Consider the following 16,128-nt stretch of genomic DNA (forward strand, 5'->3'; position numbering starts at 1 on the left):
GGCGCGGTGTCTTCCATAGTGCGCCAGGAGTTTTCGCGCGGTCATGAAACGATCATGATCGGTGCGATGAAATGGTTTCGGTCCGATCGCCTCGGGGCGGTCGCTAAGGAAGGAAATCAGATCATGCGCAAGACTCTCGCCCTCGCCGCCATGGCCTTGGGAATCGCCGGACTGGGCGCCGCGACCGCGCACGCGGAGACGCTGACCGTGGACGGCAGCTACCCGACGGTCGACGCGTGCGCCTCGGATGGCAACAATGGCCGGTTCCAGGCCGGTGGCGTGCAGCTCCGCGGCGAGGACGGTTGGCAATGGAGCTGTGACCAGGGCTGGGATGGCCAGTGGTACATGACCATCTTCCGTTGATCGGAAGCCGGTAACCGGCCCTGTTGAACTCTGTGCTCCCGGTGAATTCGCCGGGAGCACAGTTGTTTTCGTAGCGCGGCTGGTCCTGGGGCGCGTATCCTAATTTGTGCCTTTTTCGCTTTTGCGGTCCCCGATGCGGGGGTATTCATATCGCGCGAACTCGGTTGCGCGTTAATTGAATTGCTCCTATTGATCTTGTGATCTGCGTCATTCGGGACAATTTGTGCCAGTTACTTGCGGAGGGCTTGGTTGCACGCTATTAGCTAGACTAAATTTCCGGAATGTGTGGGAGGACCTGAAGCTCTACGGGAGGGAACGAGAACGCATCCACGTGGATAGCGTTCTCGCGGAGGCGCGTTCGGGCCGCGGTGCGGCGCTGGTGCTGTCCGGGGATCCGGCGATCGGCAAGACCGCTCTGCTCCGGGCCGCGCTCGACCAGGCCGCGGACTTCCGGGTGCTGCGCTGCCAGGGCATCCGCGCCGAATCCGGCCTGGACCACGCGGCCCTGCACGAGCTGCTGCTGCCGGTCGCCGACCGGCTGCCGCTGCTCCCGCCCGCCCAGGCCCGCGCCCTGGGCGTGGTGCTCGGCCTCGACGCCGGTCCCGCCGACGCGTTCCTGGTGGGGGCGGCGCTGGTGCGGCTGCTGACCGAACTGGCGGCCGAGCAGCCGCTGCTGCTGATCGTGGACGAGGCCCGCCTGGTCGACCCGGAATCGGCGCGGGCCATCGTCTTCGCCATCCGCCGCCTCACCGCCGCCCCCGTCGCGCTGCTGGCGGCGCTGCGCGACGACCCCGCCGACACGCTGTGGCGGGACCTGCCCGCGCTGCGGGTCACCGGCCTGCCCGACGCGGAGGCCCGCGGCCTGCTCGCCGACCGGTACGGCCCGCTCGGCGCGCTGCGGCTGAGCCGGATTCTCGCCGTGGCCGGCGGCAACCCCCTCGCGCTGCTCGAATTACCCGGTGTCGTGGGCGATCTCGCGGGCACCGCCCCCGAACCCATGGCCCTGGGCCCCAGCGTGCGCACCGCGTTCGGCGAACGCGTCGCCGCCCTGCCCGCCACCGTCCGGACCCTGCTGACCGTGGCCGCGACCGAGACCCGCGGCGTGCTCGGCATCGTCACCACCGCCGCGGCCGCCCTCGGCGTGGACTCCCGGGCCTGGGAGTACGTCACGGCGACCGGGCTGCTCACCATCAGCGACGGCCGCGTCGAACGCACCCACGCGCTGCTGTGCGCCGCCGTGCACGCGGCCGCGACCGTGGCCGAGACCCGCGCCGCCCAGCTGGCCGTCGCGGACGCGCTGACCGGGACCGGCGATCACGACCTGAGCGCCTGGCATCGCGCCCTCGCCGCGGGCCGACCCGACGAGGACCTCGCCGCCGCGCTGACCGAACGGGCGACCGCCGCCGCGCACGGGCCGATGACCGCGGCAGCCATGCTGCGCCAGGCCGCCGCCATCTCACCCGATCCGGAGCGGGCCGGGGAGCGGCTGGCCGCCGCGGGCCGATTCGCCTGGGCGGGCGGCGATATCGCCTCCGCGCACGGCCTGCTCGACCGCGCCGTCGCGCGCCTGGGCCCCGAACGGGCCGCGACGGCCGCGCGCGGTCTGGCCGGACTGCTGGAATTCGTTGCGGGAGAACCGGAACGGGCGAGCCGCCTGCTGCTGCGCGACGCCGAACTGGTGGACCCGGCGACCGCCGCCAACCTGCGGGTCGACGCCGAACGCGCGCGCTGGGCCGCCGGGCACGGCGTGCTCGACCTGGATCCCGCGGAAATGACCGTGCGGGAAGGCATCTCCCGCTTCCACACCATGATCCGGCCGCTGCCGCCCGCCCCGCTGGTGCTGCTGTGGGGGTTGGCCGAGACCGCCCTGGAGCCGTACACCCAAGCGGCGGCGTCGCTGCGGGGCAGCGCCGCCCCGGCGGCGGTGTCGCTACTGCCGCAGCTGGCCATCCTGCAATTCGCCAATGGCCGCTTCCCGGCCGCCGAGCGCACCCTGGCCGAGGCGTTCGAGCTGGCCGAGGCCGGGGGCGTGGACAACGTGCTCGCCCAGTGCTGGGCGCTGCGCGCGAAGATCGCCGCCCTGCACGGTGATTCGGACGGGGTGCTGGCGGCCGCGGATCAGGTGCTGGCGCTGGCCCGGCCGCGGCGCGCGCACGCGGTCATCGCATCGGCGCACTGGCACCTGGGCTTCCACGCCCTCAGCCTCGGCGATCCGGAGACCGCGTACCTGCGCCTGCGCACCCTGGCCCAGCCGGGCCACGACGCCCGGCATCCCACCTACGCGCGGCTGGCCGCGGTGGATCTGGTGGAGGCGGCGGTCCGGGTGGGCCGCCACGACGAGGCCGCCGGGTACTACGAGGAGATCCGGGACTGGGCGCTGCGCTCCCGCGCCGACTGGGCGATCTCGGCCGCCTACACCTGCCGGGCGCTGCTGTGCACGGACGACCGCGCCGACAAGTACTTCCGGCGCGCGCTGGCCGTGCGGCGCACCCGCCACGATCTGAACCAGGTGCGCACCCGCCTGCTCTACGGCAAGTGGCTGCGCCGGGCCCGCCGCCGCGCCGACGCCGCCGAGCAATTGCGTTCGGCCGCCGAGGCGTTCGAGGGCATGGGTGCGGCCCAGTGGGTGCTGCGCGCCCGGCAGGAGCTCGAACTCACCGGCCGCCGGGCCGCGCCGGTCACCGCGCACGGCGAGACCTCGGTGCTGACCGCGCAGGAGCTGCGGGTGGCTCGGTTGGCGGCCCACGGGCTGACCAATCGGGAGATCGGGACCGAGCTGTTCCTCAGTCCCCGCACCGTCGGGCACCACCTGTCGCGGGTGTTCGGCAAGCTGGGGCTCAGCGGCCGGTCCGATCTGGTGGATGTCGACTTCGACAACGGCATGCGAATCGTGCGGCCGCGCTGAGGCTTCCGGCTCGCGGTGAGCGGTGGACCGCGACCGGTCAGTCCAGGTTGACCGACTCGCCCCAGTAGCGCGGGTCCCAGTTGATCAGGATCATTCCGGCCACGCTGCCCGCGCAGCCGCCGCAGGCGTGCACCTGGATCACGCTGTCCACGTCGGTGTCCCCGGCCATGACGGCGCGGGTGGACAGCCACACCGCGCGCAGGTGCAATGCCGCGGGTCTGCCGCAGCGGACGCATTCGGGCAGCGCGTCGTCCGGGTCGTTGCGCCCGATCCGGACCTCCGGGGTGACGGGTGCTCCCGGGCCGAGGGCTGCGTCGAGGAGCGGCGAAAATTCCTTGCGCTCACGGTCTTCCACCTGCGCAGGCTAACTATTTCCGGCGGGGTCCGCACGCCGTGCGACCGAAACGTGTCCTGGGCCCGGCCCGGTGCGGGCCGGAATGTTTAACCGGGGCGCCGCCGGGAATGCAATGGAAAGCGTTTCGGAGTGATGTCCGAATCAGGGGTTCCCTAAACGCGCCCGCATTTTAGTCCTCCCGATCCGATGGAGAATCGGTCATCGTATCGGTCGGTCAATCGGTCGATCGCGAAATGTCCGGAATCGCTTATCCCGGCGGTGATCTCAGCCGCTGGGAAGGTCGCGTTTACAGGTTTGTCGGTTGCTCGTAATGCGAGGTACCTTGCGACGTGCGCGAGATCCGGGTGCTCCAGGGGAGGGAACGAGAACAGAACGAACTGTCTCGGGTCCTGACTCGGGCGCGTGCCGGTCACGGCGGGGGAATGCTGCTCTGGGGAGAACCCGGGATCGGGAAAACCGCGCTACTGCGTGACGCCGAACAACGCGCCACCGAATTTCGAGTTCTGCACTGCCGCGGAAATTCCGCCGAAAGTGGAGTGGATTTCGCGGCATTGCGCGAACTGCTCGGCCCGCTCGCCGATCGTGTGCCCGCGCTGCCCGGTCCGCAGGCCCGCGCCCTGACCGCCGCCCTCGGCCGCGGCCCCGGCCCGGCGGACCGGTTCCTGGTGGGCGCGGCCGTGGTCTCCCTGCTGGCGGTCGTGGCCGCGGATCAGCCGGTCCTGCTCATCGTCGACGACGCGCAGTCGGTGGATCTCGCGACCGCCCGCGCTCTCACCTTCGCGTTGCGCCGCCTCGGCGGCGTCCGGGTGGCCCTGCTGGCCGCCATGCGCGACAGCCCCGCCACCACGGTGTGGCAGTCACTGCGGGTACTGCCGGTCGCGCCGCTGCCCGACCCGGAGGCGCGGCGGCTGCTGGCGCGGCGGGCGGGCGGCGTCGGCGCGCCCCGGGCGAACCGCATGCTGAAGCTGGCCGGCGGAAACCCCCTGGCCCTGCGCGAATTCCCGATCGACACCGAGGACGGCGCCGGAATCGCGTGGGGGCCCGCGCCTTTCGGCCCCCGCCTGCGCGCCGCCTTCGCCGACCGGCTCGCCGCCCTGGACCCCGGCGTCCGCCTGCTGCTGGTGGTGACGGCCGCCGAGGACCGCGGCACCCTGTGCCCGATCGCGTCCGCCGCCACCGAACTCGGTGTCGCCCCGGCGGATTGGGAGCGGGCGTTCGAGGCGGGCCTGCTGGTCGTCACCGACGGCCGCGTCGACATGCGGCACCGCCTGCTCGGCGGCGCGGCCTACGATGCCGCCCCGCCCGCCCAGCGCCGCGCCGTCCACCTCGCCCTGGCCGCCGCCCTCCCCGGCTCCGGCGCCGAACAGCTCCGCGCCTGGCACCTGGCCGCCGGACTCGACACCCCGGATCCCGAACTGGCCCGGGCCCTCGCCGACGGCGCACCCCGCGTCCTGCGCCACAATGGTCCCCTCGCCGCCGCCGCCGTCCTGCGCCGCGCCGCCGCCATCACCGCCGATCCGGCCACCGCGGGTCTGCGTCTCGCCGCGGCGGCCCAATTCGCGTGGGAAGGCGGCGATATCGAATCCGCCCGCCGCCTGCTCACCCTCGCCGAATCCCGCACCACCCCGGCCGCCATCACCACCGCCGCGGCGGGCCTGCCCGGTCTCCTCGAACTCGTCGCCGGCGACCCCGCCCGCGCCCACACCCTCCTGCTTCGCGACGCCGACGCCATCGCCGCCCGCCTCGCGCAAACCCCCGCCACCCTGGTCGGCCCGTCGACGGTGCCACCCGTTCCGACCGGGCCGGAGGAAGTCGCGGTCAGGAGCGCGAATCCGGTCCCGTCCGGCCGAGATTCGGAACCCGCGCCGACCCTCGCGGGCTCGAGGCTCGAGCGCGGGGCCGACCTGGTCGCCGGACTGCGGCTCTTGGCGGAGCGGACCGAGTGGGTGCTCGGGCAGGGCGTCGACCGGCCGATGGACGGGCAGCTGGAGGCCGTGGTGGCGGAGCCGTCGCCGACGTACGCGGTGCAGCTGCTGCCGCCCGCGGCGCAACTGCTGGAGTGGGGGCTGGCCGAGGCGGGGCTGGAGCCGTATCTGACGGTCGCGGCGGGGCTGCGGGCCGCGGGCGATCGGGCGGCGGCGGTCGGGATGCTGCCGCAGCTGGCCACCATGCAGTTCGCCACCGGGCGGTGGGAGGCGGGGGAGGCCACCCTCGAGGAGGCGTTCGACCTGGCGTCGGGGGCGGGCGCGGACAATATCCTCGCCCAGTGCTGGAACCTGCGGGCCCGGCTGGCCGCCCAGCGCGGCGACGCGGACCTGGTGGCCGACAGCGTGGAGCGCGCGCTGGCGCTGTCCCGCCCGCACGCGGTGCCGCTGCTCACCGGCGGCGCCTACTGGCACCACGGCTTCCACGCGCTCACCGCCGGTGACGCCGAGGCCGCCTACCGCCGGCTGCGCGCGCTGTCGCAGCCGGGCCACGAGGCCGCGCATCCCACGCTGGCCCGGCTGGCCACCCTCGATCTCGTCGAAGCGGCGTGCCGCGTGGGTCGTTTCGACGACGCCGCCGCGCACTCGGAGCACATCGTGCTCTGGGCGCGGCGGTCCCGCGCCCGCTGGGCGCTGGCCGCCGCCTACGCCTGCCGCGCGCTGCTCGCGGAGGAGGACCGCGCCGAGCACTACTACCGGCGCGCCGTCGCGGTCGGCGATTCCCGGCACGGCAGTTTCGGGCGCGCCCGCACCCAGCTGCTCTATGGCAAGTGGCTGCGCCGGGTCCGCCGCCGCCGTGACGCCGCCGAGCAATTGCGGCTCGCCGCGGACGGTTTCGAGCTGATCGGCGCGACCGCGTGGGCCGCGCGCACCCGCACCGAACTCGATCTCACCGGCACCGGGACCAAACCCGCCGGAGGTTCGGACACTCCGCTGACCGTGCAGGAGTCCCAGGTGGCCCGCCTCGCCGCCCAGGGCCTCACCAATCGGGAGATCGGCGCGGAACTGTTCCTCAGCCCGCGCACCGTCGGCCACCACATGTCCCGGATTCTCGAGAAGCTCGGTCTCACCGGCCGTTCCGAGCTGCGCGGCATCGACTTCGACAATGGCATGCGGCTGACCCGCCCGCCGCTGTGACCCCGCTCAGGCGCGGGTGAGTTCGAACAGCCGGAACCGGCGCGTCCCCGCCAGCCGCTGCTCCATGGCGTAGCCGGGCCAGAATTCCAGCGCCCGCCGCCAGGCCCGATCCCGATCGTCGCCGGTGAGCTCCCGGACCCGGACCGGGAACCGCTCGCCCCGCACCATCAGCTCGGCCGCTTCGGCGTGCCGCAGATTGGCCGACCAGGACGGCTGTTCGGGCTTGCCCCAGTTCGACGTGACGATCAGGAACCGCTTCTCGTCCAGGAGATCGGGCGTGTAGAGCAGACTGACGGTGCGCGGCAGCCCGGTGCGGCGGCCCGCCACCGTCAGCACTACCGCGGGCAGACCCGCCACATCGAGAATCCCCTTGCGGCCCTTGGTGGTTCGCCGCGCGAGCCGTTCCAGTGCGAAGACCAGCGGGGCGGCGCGCATGACGGTGCGGCGGCGAGCCAGCGTCCGCCCCAGTCGAGGGAGCGGATTCCAGCGGGCGGGAGCGCCGGGGCCGCGCTGCCATTCAGCGAAAACCATGTCCCCGATTATGTTGCCGGGCCGCCGCTAGGGCGCCCAACGCGCCCGGTCCCAGTCGTCGTTCCAGTCGTTCGGGTCGGCGGGGGAGCGGTCCTCGTCGTGTTCGCGGCGCAGTTGTTTCTTCTCGTCCTCGCGCGGGTCGGCGTCGTCGTCATGCTCGCGCGGCGGAGTTTCCTCGCTCATGACTTCCCTTCGTGCCTGTTATGCACAAAAGGTATCGAATGGGCGATTCTTCAGCTACTAGTGGCGGCCCGTGTCGCCTCAGGATTCGCTGTTGCCGCGGAACCAAGGGTCGTTGGAATTCAGCGCGGTCAGCAGACGGCGGATGGCCGCCACCCGCTGCTCCTTGCCTTCCAGCAGGTCGAGTGCACATTCCGGATCGGCTGGCGGGCCCAGATGGGTGCAGCCGCGCGGGCAGTCCTCGATGGCGTCGGCCAGATCGGAGAAGGCGGCGATCACGTCGTCGGGAGTGATGTGGGCCAAACCGAACGAGCGCACGCCGGGCGTGTCGACCACCCAGCCATCGTCGGGCAACGGCAACGCCACCGACTGGGTCGAGGTGTGCCGACCCTTGCCGACCCCCGACACCTCACCGACCGCGCGTTCGGCGTCGGGGACGAGCCGGTTCACCAGGGTGGACTTGCCCACCCCCGAATGCCCGATGAAGGCGGTCAGCTTGTCGTCGAGCAGCTCCAGCACCGGCTCCAGGGGATCCTCGATGCCCGCGTAGACGATGGTGAGATCCAGATCCTCGAAGGCCGAGGCGAATTCGGAGTCGGCGGCCAGATCGTGCTTGGTGAGGCACAGGATCGGTTGCAGCCCACCGACATACGCCGCGACCATGGCCCGCTCCACGAACCCGGTGCGCGGCGGCGGATCGGCCAGCGCCACCACGATGAACAGCTGCTCGGCGTTGGCCACCACCACCCGCTCGAACGGATCGGTGTCATCGGCGGTGCGGCGCAACACCGTTCGCCGTTCGGACACCCGCACGATGCGGGCCAGGGTGTCGGGCTTGCCGGACAGGTCGCCGACCAGATCCACCTGGTCGCCGACCACGATCGGGGTCCGGCCCAGCTCGCGCGCCCGCATGGCGACCACGCCGCGCTCCGGATCCCCGTCCAGCACGCACCCCCAGCGGCCGCGGTCCACCGAGACCACCATGGCCGCTTCGGCATCCAGATGTTGCGGCCGGGTCTTGGTGCGCGGTCGCGAGCCCTTGCCCGGGCGCACCCGGACATCGGACTCGTCGTACTCGCGGCGCCTCAGCGTCCTGCTCCCGGCTCGCCGGCGTGGTCCGCTCCGGCCAGCATGCTCTCCCACAACTCGACGAATCCGGGCAGCGTCTTGGCGGTGGTGCCGATGTCCTCGATCTCGACACCCGGCGTCACCAGGCCGATGATCGCGCCCGCGGTGGCCATCCGGTGGTCGGCGTAGGAGTGCCACTGCCCGCCGGTGAGCGGGTTCGGCACGATGGCCAGCCCGTCCTCGGTCTCGGTGGCCTTGCCCCCGAGCCGGTTGATCTCGGTGGCCAGCGCCGCGAGCCGGTCGGTCTCGTGGCCGCGCAGGTGCGCGATGCCGCGCAGCCGTGACGGCGAATCCGCCAGGGCCGCAAGGGCGGCCACGGTCGGGGTGAGCTCGCCCACGTCGTGCAGGTCGATGTCGATGCCCGCCAGGCGTTCCGGACCGCGCACGGTCAGCACGTTCTCGAAGAAGCGCGCCTCCGCGCCCATGCGCACCAGGATCTCGCGGATCACGTCGCCGGGCTGGGTGGTAATCCGCGGCCAGTGCGGAATGCTCACCTCGCCGCCGGTGACGGCCGCCGCGGCCAGGAACGGGGTGGCGTTGGACAGGTCCGGCTCCACGTCCCAGTCCACCGCGCGGATCGGGCCGGGCGCGACGGTCCAGGTCTGGGCCTTGCGCGGATCGTTGGGGGCGTCGACGCGAACGTCGGCCCGGCGCAGCATCTCCACGGTCATCTCGATGTGCGGCATGGACGGCAGCGCCGCGCCGTCGTGGTTCACGGTGACGCCCTGCTCGAACCGCGCCGCCGACAGCAGCAGCCCCGACACGAACTGCGAGGAACCCGACGCGTCGATGGTGACCGGCCCGCCGCGCAGCGCCCCCGTCCCGTGCACCACGAAAGGCAGCCGGTTGCCGTCGATGTCGAGGCCCAGCGCCCGCAGCGCGTCCAGGATCGTGCCCAGCGGCCGCGCCCGCGCCTGCTCGTCGCCGTCGAAGGCGACGTCGCCGCGCGCCAGCGCCGCCACCGGCGGCAGGAACCGCATGACCGTGCCCGCCAGCCCGCAATCGACCATGGCGCTACCGAATTCGGCGGGCGGAGTCACCACCAGCGTGCTGCCGTCACCCTCGATCCCGGCGCCCATGGCCCGCAGCGCCGCGATCATCAGATCGGTGTCCCGGCTGCGCAACGCCCCGGTGATGGTGGACGGCCGATCCGCCAGCGCGGCGAGGATCAGCGCCCGATTGGTAATGGATTTGGACCCGGGCAGGGTCACGGAAGCGTGGACGGGAACTCGGACATGGGGCGCGGGCCAGAAAGTCACAATGCCCATCCTCCCAAATGACCGGGGTCTCGGGGGGCGCACGTCCCGTTCTCGCCCGGACCGCAACCCTCGACGTATACGTATACAAGTACGTATGCTGGGTGGGTGATCGATCCCATCAGCCTGGTAATCGGTGGCGCGCTCGTCGGCGGCGGCTGGCTCACGGGCCGATTCGGTTCCCGCCGCATCAAGCCCGAGCAGCCGAGTCCGGCGCTCTGCGGCTGCGGCCACGACCTGGCCCTGCACGACCGTGAAGCGGGCCACTGCCACGCCGAGAACTTCCGCAAGACCGGGGCGGGCATCAAAGCCTGGGCGCGTTGCAATTGCCGGCGCTACACCGGCCCGACCCCGCTCGAGGAGTTCTTCGCCGCACCGCCGTTGCCGCCGACCACCTGACGCACAACGCCGGTCCCCGTAGGGACCGGCGTTGTCGCGGTGGGTGTTTCGCTTACTTGGCCCGGCCGTGCACCAGGGGCACGATCTTGCGGAGCAGCTTCATGGTGCGGTCGGTGCGGGTGTAGGACAGCAGCGCCATGCCCGGAATCGTGAAGCGCTGCACCGCGATCGAGTGCGGGCGGGCGAATTCCAGCAGGCCGGGGGCGCCGTGGATGCGGCCGATGCCGGAATCGCGGACGCCGCCGAAGGGCAGGCCGGAGATGGCGGCGTAGGACAGCACCGAGTTCACCGAGGTGCAGCCGACCTGCAGGCGCCGGGCGATCTCCATGCCCTGCTTCTTGGAGTAGACCGCCGAGCCCAGGCCGTACTTGCTCTTGTTGGTGAGCTCCACGGCCTCGTCGACGCCGCTGACGGTGCGGATGGTGACGGTCGGGCCGAAGGTCTCCTCGCACACCGCTTCCGAGGACTCGTCCACGTCGACCAGGATGACCGGGTCGATGAAGGAGCCCTTGACGGACTCGGGGCCGCCGAGCACCGCGGTGCCGCCGTTCTTCAGCGCGTCCTCGATGTGCCGGCGCACGATGTCGACCTGGCTCGGCATGGTCATCGGCCCGTAGGAGGCCTTGTCGTCGGAGCCGGGCTTGATGTCGGTGAGGATGCGCTTGACCTCGGCCACGAACTCGGTGGCGATGGACTTGTCCACGTAGACGCGCTCGACGCCCGCGCAGGTCTGGCCGGAGTTGGCGGTGGCGCCCCAGGCGACGGCGTCGGCGGCGGCCTTGATGTCGGCGTCGGCGGCCACGATCACCGCGTCCTTGCCGCCGCACTCCAGCAACACCGGGGTGAGCGACTCGGCGGCCGAGGCCATGATCTTCTTACCGGTCGCGGTGGATCCGGTGAACGCCAGCTTGTCGACGCCGGACTTCACCAGCGCGGCGCCGGTGGCCCCGTAGCCGTTGATGGTGATGAACACCCCGTCCGGCAGTTCCGGATTCGCTTCGGCGAACGCCTCGGCCACGAAATTGCCGATGCCGGTGGAGAATTCGCTCGGCTTGAACACCACGCAGTTGCCCGCGGACAGCGCGTAGGCGATGGAGCCGTTGGGTGTGTAGACGGGGTAGTTCCAGGGGCCGATGATGCCGACCACGCCCAGCGGGCGGTACTCCAGGTGCGCGGCGAAGTTGGCCATGAACGCGCCCGGCGCGACCTTGCGCGGCTTGAGTACCTTCTCGGCGTTGGAGGCGGCCCACTTGATGTGCTCGAGCGCCAGCATGAGCTCGAGGAAGGCGTCGTCGACGGGCTTGCCGTTCTCGGCGTGGATGAGCTCGCACAACTCGTCGGACTTCTCGACGAGCTTGCTGCCCCAGCGCAGCACGTGCTTCTTGCGCTCGGCGTAGCTCAGCGCGCCCCAGGTGGCGGCGGCGCTGCGGGCTTTGGCGACGGCAGCGCGCACGGCCGCCTCATCATCGATCCGGTAGGTGGCGAGGGCCTCGCCGGTGGCAGGGTTGACGGAAGTCAGCGTCTCGGCCTGATCGAGCGGGGCGGCTTCGGTTGCAGTCATTGTGCGGCGATCCCTTGATGAGAGTTTGATGAGACGAACGTCTCACACCGTCCAAGTGATGTCAATTGCCATCACATCGATGTCGATTCGATTCGCGGGCGCGGTGGTCCTGGTGGGTGTCGGTGACCGGTGGCAGCATGGTCGGCATGTGCGGTAGATACGCGACCACGACGAATCCCGCGAAGCTGGCCGTCGAGCTCGACGCCATCGACGAGACCGGCGACAAGGGCTTCGACCCCAACTACAACGTGGCCCCCACCAACCAGGTGCTCACCGTCGTCGAACGCCACGACCGCGACCACCCCGAGGACCCGGCCGCCCTGCGCCTCCGGGCCATGCGCTGGGGATTGATCCCACCCTGGACCAAGACCGCCGAGCCGGGCGTCCCGGTGAAGGGCAAACCGCTCTTCAACGCCCGCGCCGACAAGGCCGCCACCACCGCCTCCTTCCGCGACGCGGTGAAGAAGCGCCGCTGCCTGGTACCGATGGACGGCTGGTACGAGTGGATCACCGAGGCGGGCGGCGCCGGCAAGGCCGTCAAGCGCCCGTACTTCATGTCCCGCGCCGACGGCGGCCGCCTCTATATGGCGGGCCTGTGGTCGGTCTGGCGCGACCGCGAGCTCGGTGACGCCGCACAGCCGCTGCTGTCCTGCACGATCCTGACCACCGACGCCGTCGGCGATCTCAGCAAGGTCCACGACCGCATGCCGCTGCCCATGCCGCGCGAACACTGGGCGGCCTGGCTGGATCCGGATCACCCGGCCCCGGAGGAACTGCTGGAAACGCCTGCCGCCGCGGCGGTTTCGGACATCGTGATCCGTGCGGTGCCGTCGCTGGTGAACAGCGTCAAGAACAACGGCCCGGACCTGTTGGCGACCGTCGACGAACAGGCCGGTCAGATCAGCCTGATCTGACCGGCTACCCGCGAGAGAGTCCCGAGCGGTCGGATCAGCCGCACTTCACCGTCGGGATGCCGATATTCAGCACGCACTTCAAGGTGTCGGCCATGGAGTCGATCATCTTGGTGACGATCCCGCCGCCGAGCTTCTCGGCCTTGTCGACCTTCTCATCCTTCTTGGGTGCGGCCCCTCCACCGGGGGCTCCCGGATCCGGGAAGCTCGGGCCCTGCGGCGCGACGGGCACCGGGACCGGCGCGGCCGTCGCGGTCACGATGGTCACCGGGCCCGCGCTCAGCGCCAGCGCGAGTACTCCGGCGGCGGCAATTGTGTGAATACGCCGATGGCGAGACATAAACCGCATCACATCCTCGGTTCGAATCGGACCTTGCGGACTGCACACGTTCACAACGATCTCACTGCTCGCTCCCCAGTAACTCACAGAAAACCGCGGGGATAGTGAAATGACAGTGCCCCCGCCGCGTCTCCGCGGCAGGGGCACTGTCGATTCGGTTGTCGCCGGTCAGACCGTCGCGGGATCCGCCTTCTCGGCGGCCTCGTCCCGGGCCTGGATGCCGCCCGCGGTCCGCAGCGGCACCTCCTTCCAGAACAGCACCAGGATGAAGGCGATCAGCGCGACGCCGGTGGCCGCCAGGAACACCCGGTCCATGGACTCGGCGAAGCCCTCCTTGAACGGATGCGCCAGGGTCGGGTCCAGCTTCTGGATGACCGAGCTGTCGTTGAGCACCTGGTTCGCGACCGCCGGATCCTTGGCGACCAGGCCCTGGGCGACCTGCTTGTCGACCGGGTTGTCGCTGGTCATGCCGTCCTTGATGGCCTGCACGTAGGCGGGCTGCTGGGCGGCGGACTCGAGCGAGGTGGTGATGTTCGGGGCGAGCTGGGTGAACAGCACCGACAGGAACACCGCCACACCCAGGGTGCCGCCGATCTGCCGGAAGAAGGTCGCGGCGGCGGTGGACACGCCCATGTCCTTGGGCGGCAACGCGTTCTGCAGCGCCAGGGTCAGCGGCTGCATCAGATTGCCCAGGCCGAAGCCGGTGATGGCCATGAAGATCATGACGATCCACAGCTTGGTATCGGCCGAGACCAGGTGCAGCAGGAACAGGCCCGCGGTGAGCAGCCCCGCGCCGACCGGCGGGAAGTACTTGTACCGTCCGGTCCGCGAGATCAGCTGACCCGCCAGGATCGAGCCGGTCATCATGCCCGCCACCAGCGGCAGCATCAGCAGACCCGCCTTGGTCGGGCTCGCGCCCTGCACCACCTGCAGGTACTGCGGCAGCAGGGTGATGCCGCCGAACATGGCCGCACCGACCACCACCGAGATGAGCACGCCCAGGGCGAAGGTGGAGTTCTTGAACATGCGCAGCGGGATCAGCGCGGCGTCGCCCTGCTTGGCCTCGACCGCGATGAAGGTCAGTACGCCGAACGCGCCGAGGGCGTAGCAGATGATGGCATGTCCACTGGTCCAACCCCATTCGCGGCCCTGCTCGGCGATCACCAGCAGCGGCACCAGGCCGACGATCAGCGCCGAGATACCCATCCAGTCGATGGCGACCTTGTTGCCGGGACGCTTGGGCAGCTTGAGCACGCGGGTCACCACGGCCAGCGCGAGGATGCCGACCGGCACGTTCACCAGGAACACCCAGCGCCAGCCGGTGACGCCCAGGATCTGGTCGGTGCCCGAGAGCAGACCGCCGATGACGGGTCCCACCACGCTGGAGGTGCCGAACACGGCCAGGAAGTAGCCCTGGTAGCGGGCGCGTTCCCGCGGGGACACGATGTCGCCCATGATGGTCAGCGCCAGCGACATCAGACCGCCCGCGCCCAGGCCCTGGAAGGCCCGGAAGGCGGCCAGCTGGTACATCGAGGTCGCCATGGAACAGGCCAGCGAACCGGCCACGAAGATGGTGATGGCGGCCAGATAGAACGGCTTGCGGCCGTACATGTCCGACAGCTTGCCGTAGAGCGGGGTGGCCAGCGTCGAGGTGATCAGGTAGGCGGTGGTGACCCACGCCTGCGCCGAATAGCCCTGCAGCTCATCGGCGATGGTGCGGATGGAGGTCGACACGATGGTCTGATCGAGGGCGGCCAGCAGCATGCCCATCATCAGGCCGCTCATGATCACCAGGATCTGCTTGTGGGTGAAGCCGGCCGAATTGAGTTCCGGCTCCGCCGCTGTGGCTTGGGTTGTCACGAATTGCTCTCCGCGGGTTCGTAATAGGATTTCAGGTCTTTGTGGGCCGCGATATCGGCCAGCATGCGCTGCCGGGTCCCTTCGTAGCCGTCGACGAAGCGATGCAGCAGCCGGGAGAAGACCTCCCGTTCGCCAGGGGTCCAGTCGGTGAGCATGTCGCGCAGCGAGTCGTTGCGGCGGGCCCGGATCTGGGCGGCCACGGTGCGTCCCGCGGGGGTCACGTCGAGCACGCTGGCGCGGCCGTCGGCGGGGTCGGCGCGGCGCTCGATGAGTCCGCGCTTGACCAGGCTCGCGACCTGGCGGCTGATGGTCGAGGCGTCGGAGTAGAGGGCCTCGGCGAGCGCGCCCGAGCGTTTCGGGCCGCCGTGGATCAGCTGGAACAGGATGCTGAACGCGGCCGGTTCGATCTCGCCCCCGGTGAGCGCCGAGATCTGCGCGTTGGTGCGATCGCGCAGCTTGGTGAGCCGGGCGATCTCGTAGGCGATGGCATCGACAAGGCCGTCGTCGATGTCGGTGGTGGTCGCCGGGTCATCGTCGGTCACGGTCGGTCTCACCTCCTTGCGTCGGGCAATTGCTTGTAAAAGGCAACTAGTTGTACGGCGCAAGTATTCCGACATAGTTGTCACTTGGCAAGGGGTTTCCGGAGGTTGTGTCTCCACTCACGGCCGAATCGGACAATTCGCCCATAAATCGGCAGGTCAGGCCACCGCGACCGCGGCGGTCACCGCCCCCGTCAGCCGCACCAGATCCGCAGGCGCGAGCTCGATCTCCAGTCCGCGCCTGCCCGCGCTGCACAGCACCCGATCCCACTCCAGCGCCGAGGAATCGACGATCGTCGGCAGGCGCTTCTTCTGTCCCAGCGGCGAAATCCCGCCCAGCACATAGCCGGTCGTGCGCTCGGCCTTCGCCTTGTCGGCCATCGCCGCCTTGCCGCCGCCCAGCGCCGCGGCCGCCGCCTTCAGCGACAGCGTGGTCGGCACCGGCAGCACCGCCACCGCGAGCCCGCCCGAACCCAGCTCGATCACCAGCGTCTTGAAGATCTGCCCGGCGCTCACCCCGACCTCGGCCGCCAGCGCGTCCACCGCCTCCGCGCCGTACGAATCACTGCGCGGGTCATGGGCATACGCGTGCACCCGATGCTCCACCTTCGCCTGAACCAGGGCTTTGATCGCGGGAGTAGAAGCGGCCATGCGGCTCACCCTAGACACCGCGCGCAA

At 70.8% G+C, this 16,128-nt stretch carries 15 protein-coding genes; 5 read left to right on the top strand and 10 right to left on the bottom strand.

The window, feature by feature from the left end; all coding sequences use genetic code 11:
• Positions 1-123: 123 nt before the first annotated feature.
• Together ACFYTS_RS23420 and ACFYTS_RS23425 are read left to right on the top strand one after the other, a co-directional pair.
• Entirely contained in the window at positions 124-363 is a 240-nt protein-coding gene (locus tag ACFYTS_RS23420; protein ID WP_387307139.1) for a hypothetical protein, read from the top strand.
• Between the two features lie 283 nt (positions 364-646).
• A complete protein-coding gene (locus tag ACFYTS_RS23425; protein WP_387307141.1) occupies positions 647-3,268 on the top strand; it encodes a LuxR C-terminal-related transcriptional regulator in 2,622 nt (873 codons plus the stop codon).
• A 37-nt stretch (positions 3,269-3,305) separates the two neighbouring features.
• Here ACFYTS_RS23425 and ACFYTS_RS23430 read toward each other — a convergent pair whose 3' ends face one another.
• Positions 3,306-3,623, bottom strand: a complete 318-nt coding sequence (locus ACFYTS_RS23430) for a hypothetical protein (protein ID WP_357283604.1) — start codon at positions 3,621-3,623, stop codon at positions 3,306-3,308.
• 344 nt (positions 3,624-3,967) lie between these two features.
• Between ACFYTS_RS23430 and ACFYTS_RS23435 the strand changes: the two genes are divergently transcribed.
• Positions 3,968-6,745, top strand: coding sequence for an ATP-binding protein (locus tag ACFYTS_RS23435; RefSeq protein ID WP_387307201.1), 2,778 nt, complete (start codon positions 3,968-3,970; stop codon positions 6,743-6,745).
• A 6-nt stretch (positions 6,746-6,751) separates the two neighbouring features.
• Here the strand turns inward: ACFYTS_RS23435 and ACFYTS_RS23440 are convergent, their stop codons facing one another.
• The 4 genes from ACFYTS_RS23440 to aroA all read right to left on the bottom strand — a co-directional run bounded on the left by ACFYTS_RS23440 (position 6,752) and on the right by aroA (position 9,852).
• Positions 6,752-7,276, bottom strand: a complete 525-nt coding sequence (locus tag ACFYTS_RS23440) for a nitroreductase family deazaflavin-dependent oxidoreductase (protein WP_357283607.1) — start codon at positions 7,274-7,276, stop codon at positions 6,752-6,754.
• A gap of 27 nt (positions 7,277-7,303) precedes the next feature.
• Complete coding sequence (locus ACFYTS_RS23445; protein ID WP_357283610.1) at positions 7,304-7,459, bottom strand: hypothetical protein; 156 nt, start codon at positions 7,457-7,459, stop codon at positions 7,304-7,306.
• A gap of 78 nt (positions 7,460-7,537) precedes the next feature.
• Entirely contained in the window at positions 7,538-8,599 is a 1,062-nt protein-coding gene (gene rsgA / locus ACFYTS_RS23450) for a ribosome small subunit-dependent GTPase A (RefSeq protein WP_387307144.1), read from the bottom strand.
• The gene (gene aroA / locus ACFYTS_RS23455) at positions 8,542-9,852 is read right to left on the bottom strand and encodes a 3-phosphoshikimate 1-carboxyvinyltransferase (protein WP_387307146.1); all 1,311 of its coding nucleotides are present in this window, start codon (positions 9,850-9,852) and stop codon (positions 8,542-8,544) included. The genes rsgA and aroA overlap by 58 nt, the downstream gene beginning before the upstream one ends.
• Positions 9,853-9,948: 96 nt before the next feature.
• Here aroA and ACFYTS_RS23460 point away from each other — a divergent pair, with 96 nt between their 5' ends.
• A complete protein-coding gene (locus ACFYTS_RS23460; protein ID WP_387307148.1) occupies positions 9,949-10,239 on the top strand; it encodes a hypothetical protein in 291 nt (96 codons plus the stop codon).
• Positions 10,240-10,291: 52 nt separating this feature from the next.
• Here the strand turns inward: ACFYTS_RS23460 and ACFYTS_RS23465 are convergent, their stop codons facing one another.
• Positions 10,292-11,800, bottom strand: coding sequence for an aldehyde dehydrogenase family protein (locus ACFYTS_RS23465; RefSeq protein ID WP_357283618.1), 1,509 nt, complete (start codon positions 11,798-11,800; stop codon positions 10,292-10,294).
• A gap of 146 nt (positions 11,801-11,946) precedes the next feature.
• Here ACFYTS_RS23465 and ACFYTS_RS23470 point away from each other — a divergent pair, with 146 nt between their 5' ends.
• Complete coding sequence (locus ACFYTS_RS23470; protein WP_357283732.1) at positions 11,947-12,714, top strand: SOS response-associated peptidase; 768 nt, start codon at positions 11,947-11,949, stop codon at positions 12,712-12,714.
• Positions 12,715-12,748: 34 nt separating this feature from the next.
• Here ACFYTS_RS23470 and ACFYTS_RS23475 read toward each other — a convergent pair whose 3' ends face one another.
• The 4 genes from ACFYTS_RS23475 to ybaK form a co-directional block, all read right to left on the bottom strand.
• Complete coding sequence (locus tag ACFYTS_RS23475; RefSeq protein ID WP_387307150.1) at positions 12,749-13,051, bottom strand: hypothetical protein; 303 nt, start codon at positions 13,049-13,051, stop codon at positions 12,749-12,751.
• Between the two features lie 168 nt (positions 13,052-13,219).
• A complete protein-coding gene (locus ACFYTS_RS23480; RefSeq protein WP_387307152.1) occupies positions 13,220-14,911 on the bottom strand; it encodes an MDR family MFS transporter in 1,692 nt (563 codons plus the stop codon).
• A complete protein-coding gene (locus tag ACFYTS_RS23485; protein ID WP_387307154.1) occupies positions 14,908-15,453 on the bottom strand; it encodes a MarR family winged helix-turn-helix transcriptional regulator in 546 nt (181 codons plus the stop codon). The genes ACFYTS_RS23480 and ACFYTS_RS23485 overlap by 4 nt, the downstream gene beginning before the upstream one ends.
• A gap of 156 nt (positions 15,454-15,609) precedes the next feature.
• Positions 15,610-16,101: a Cys-tRNA(Pro) deacylase gene (gene ybaK / locus ACFYTS_RS23490; protein ID WP_387307156.1), complete on the bottom strand. Its 492-nt coding sequence runs from the start codon at positions 16,099-16,101 to the stop codon at positions 15,610-15,612.
• Between the last annotated feature and the right edge of the window lie 27 nt (positions 16,102-16,128).

The organism is Nocardia sp. NPDC004151 (assembly GCF_042874235.1).
GTDB lineage: Bacteria > Actinomycetota > Actinomycetes > Mycobacteriales > Mycobacteriaceae > Nocardia.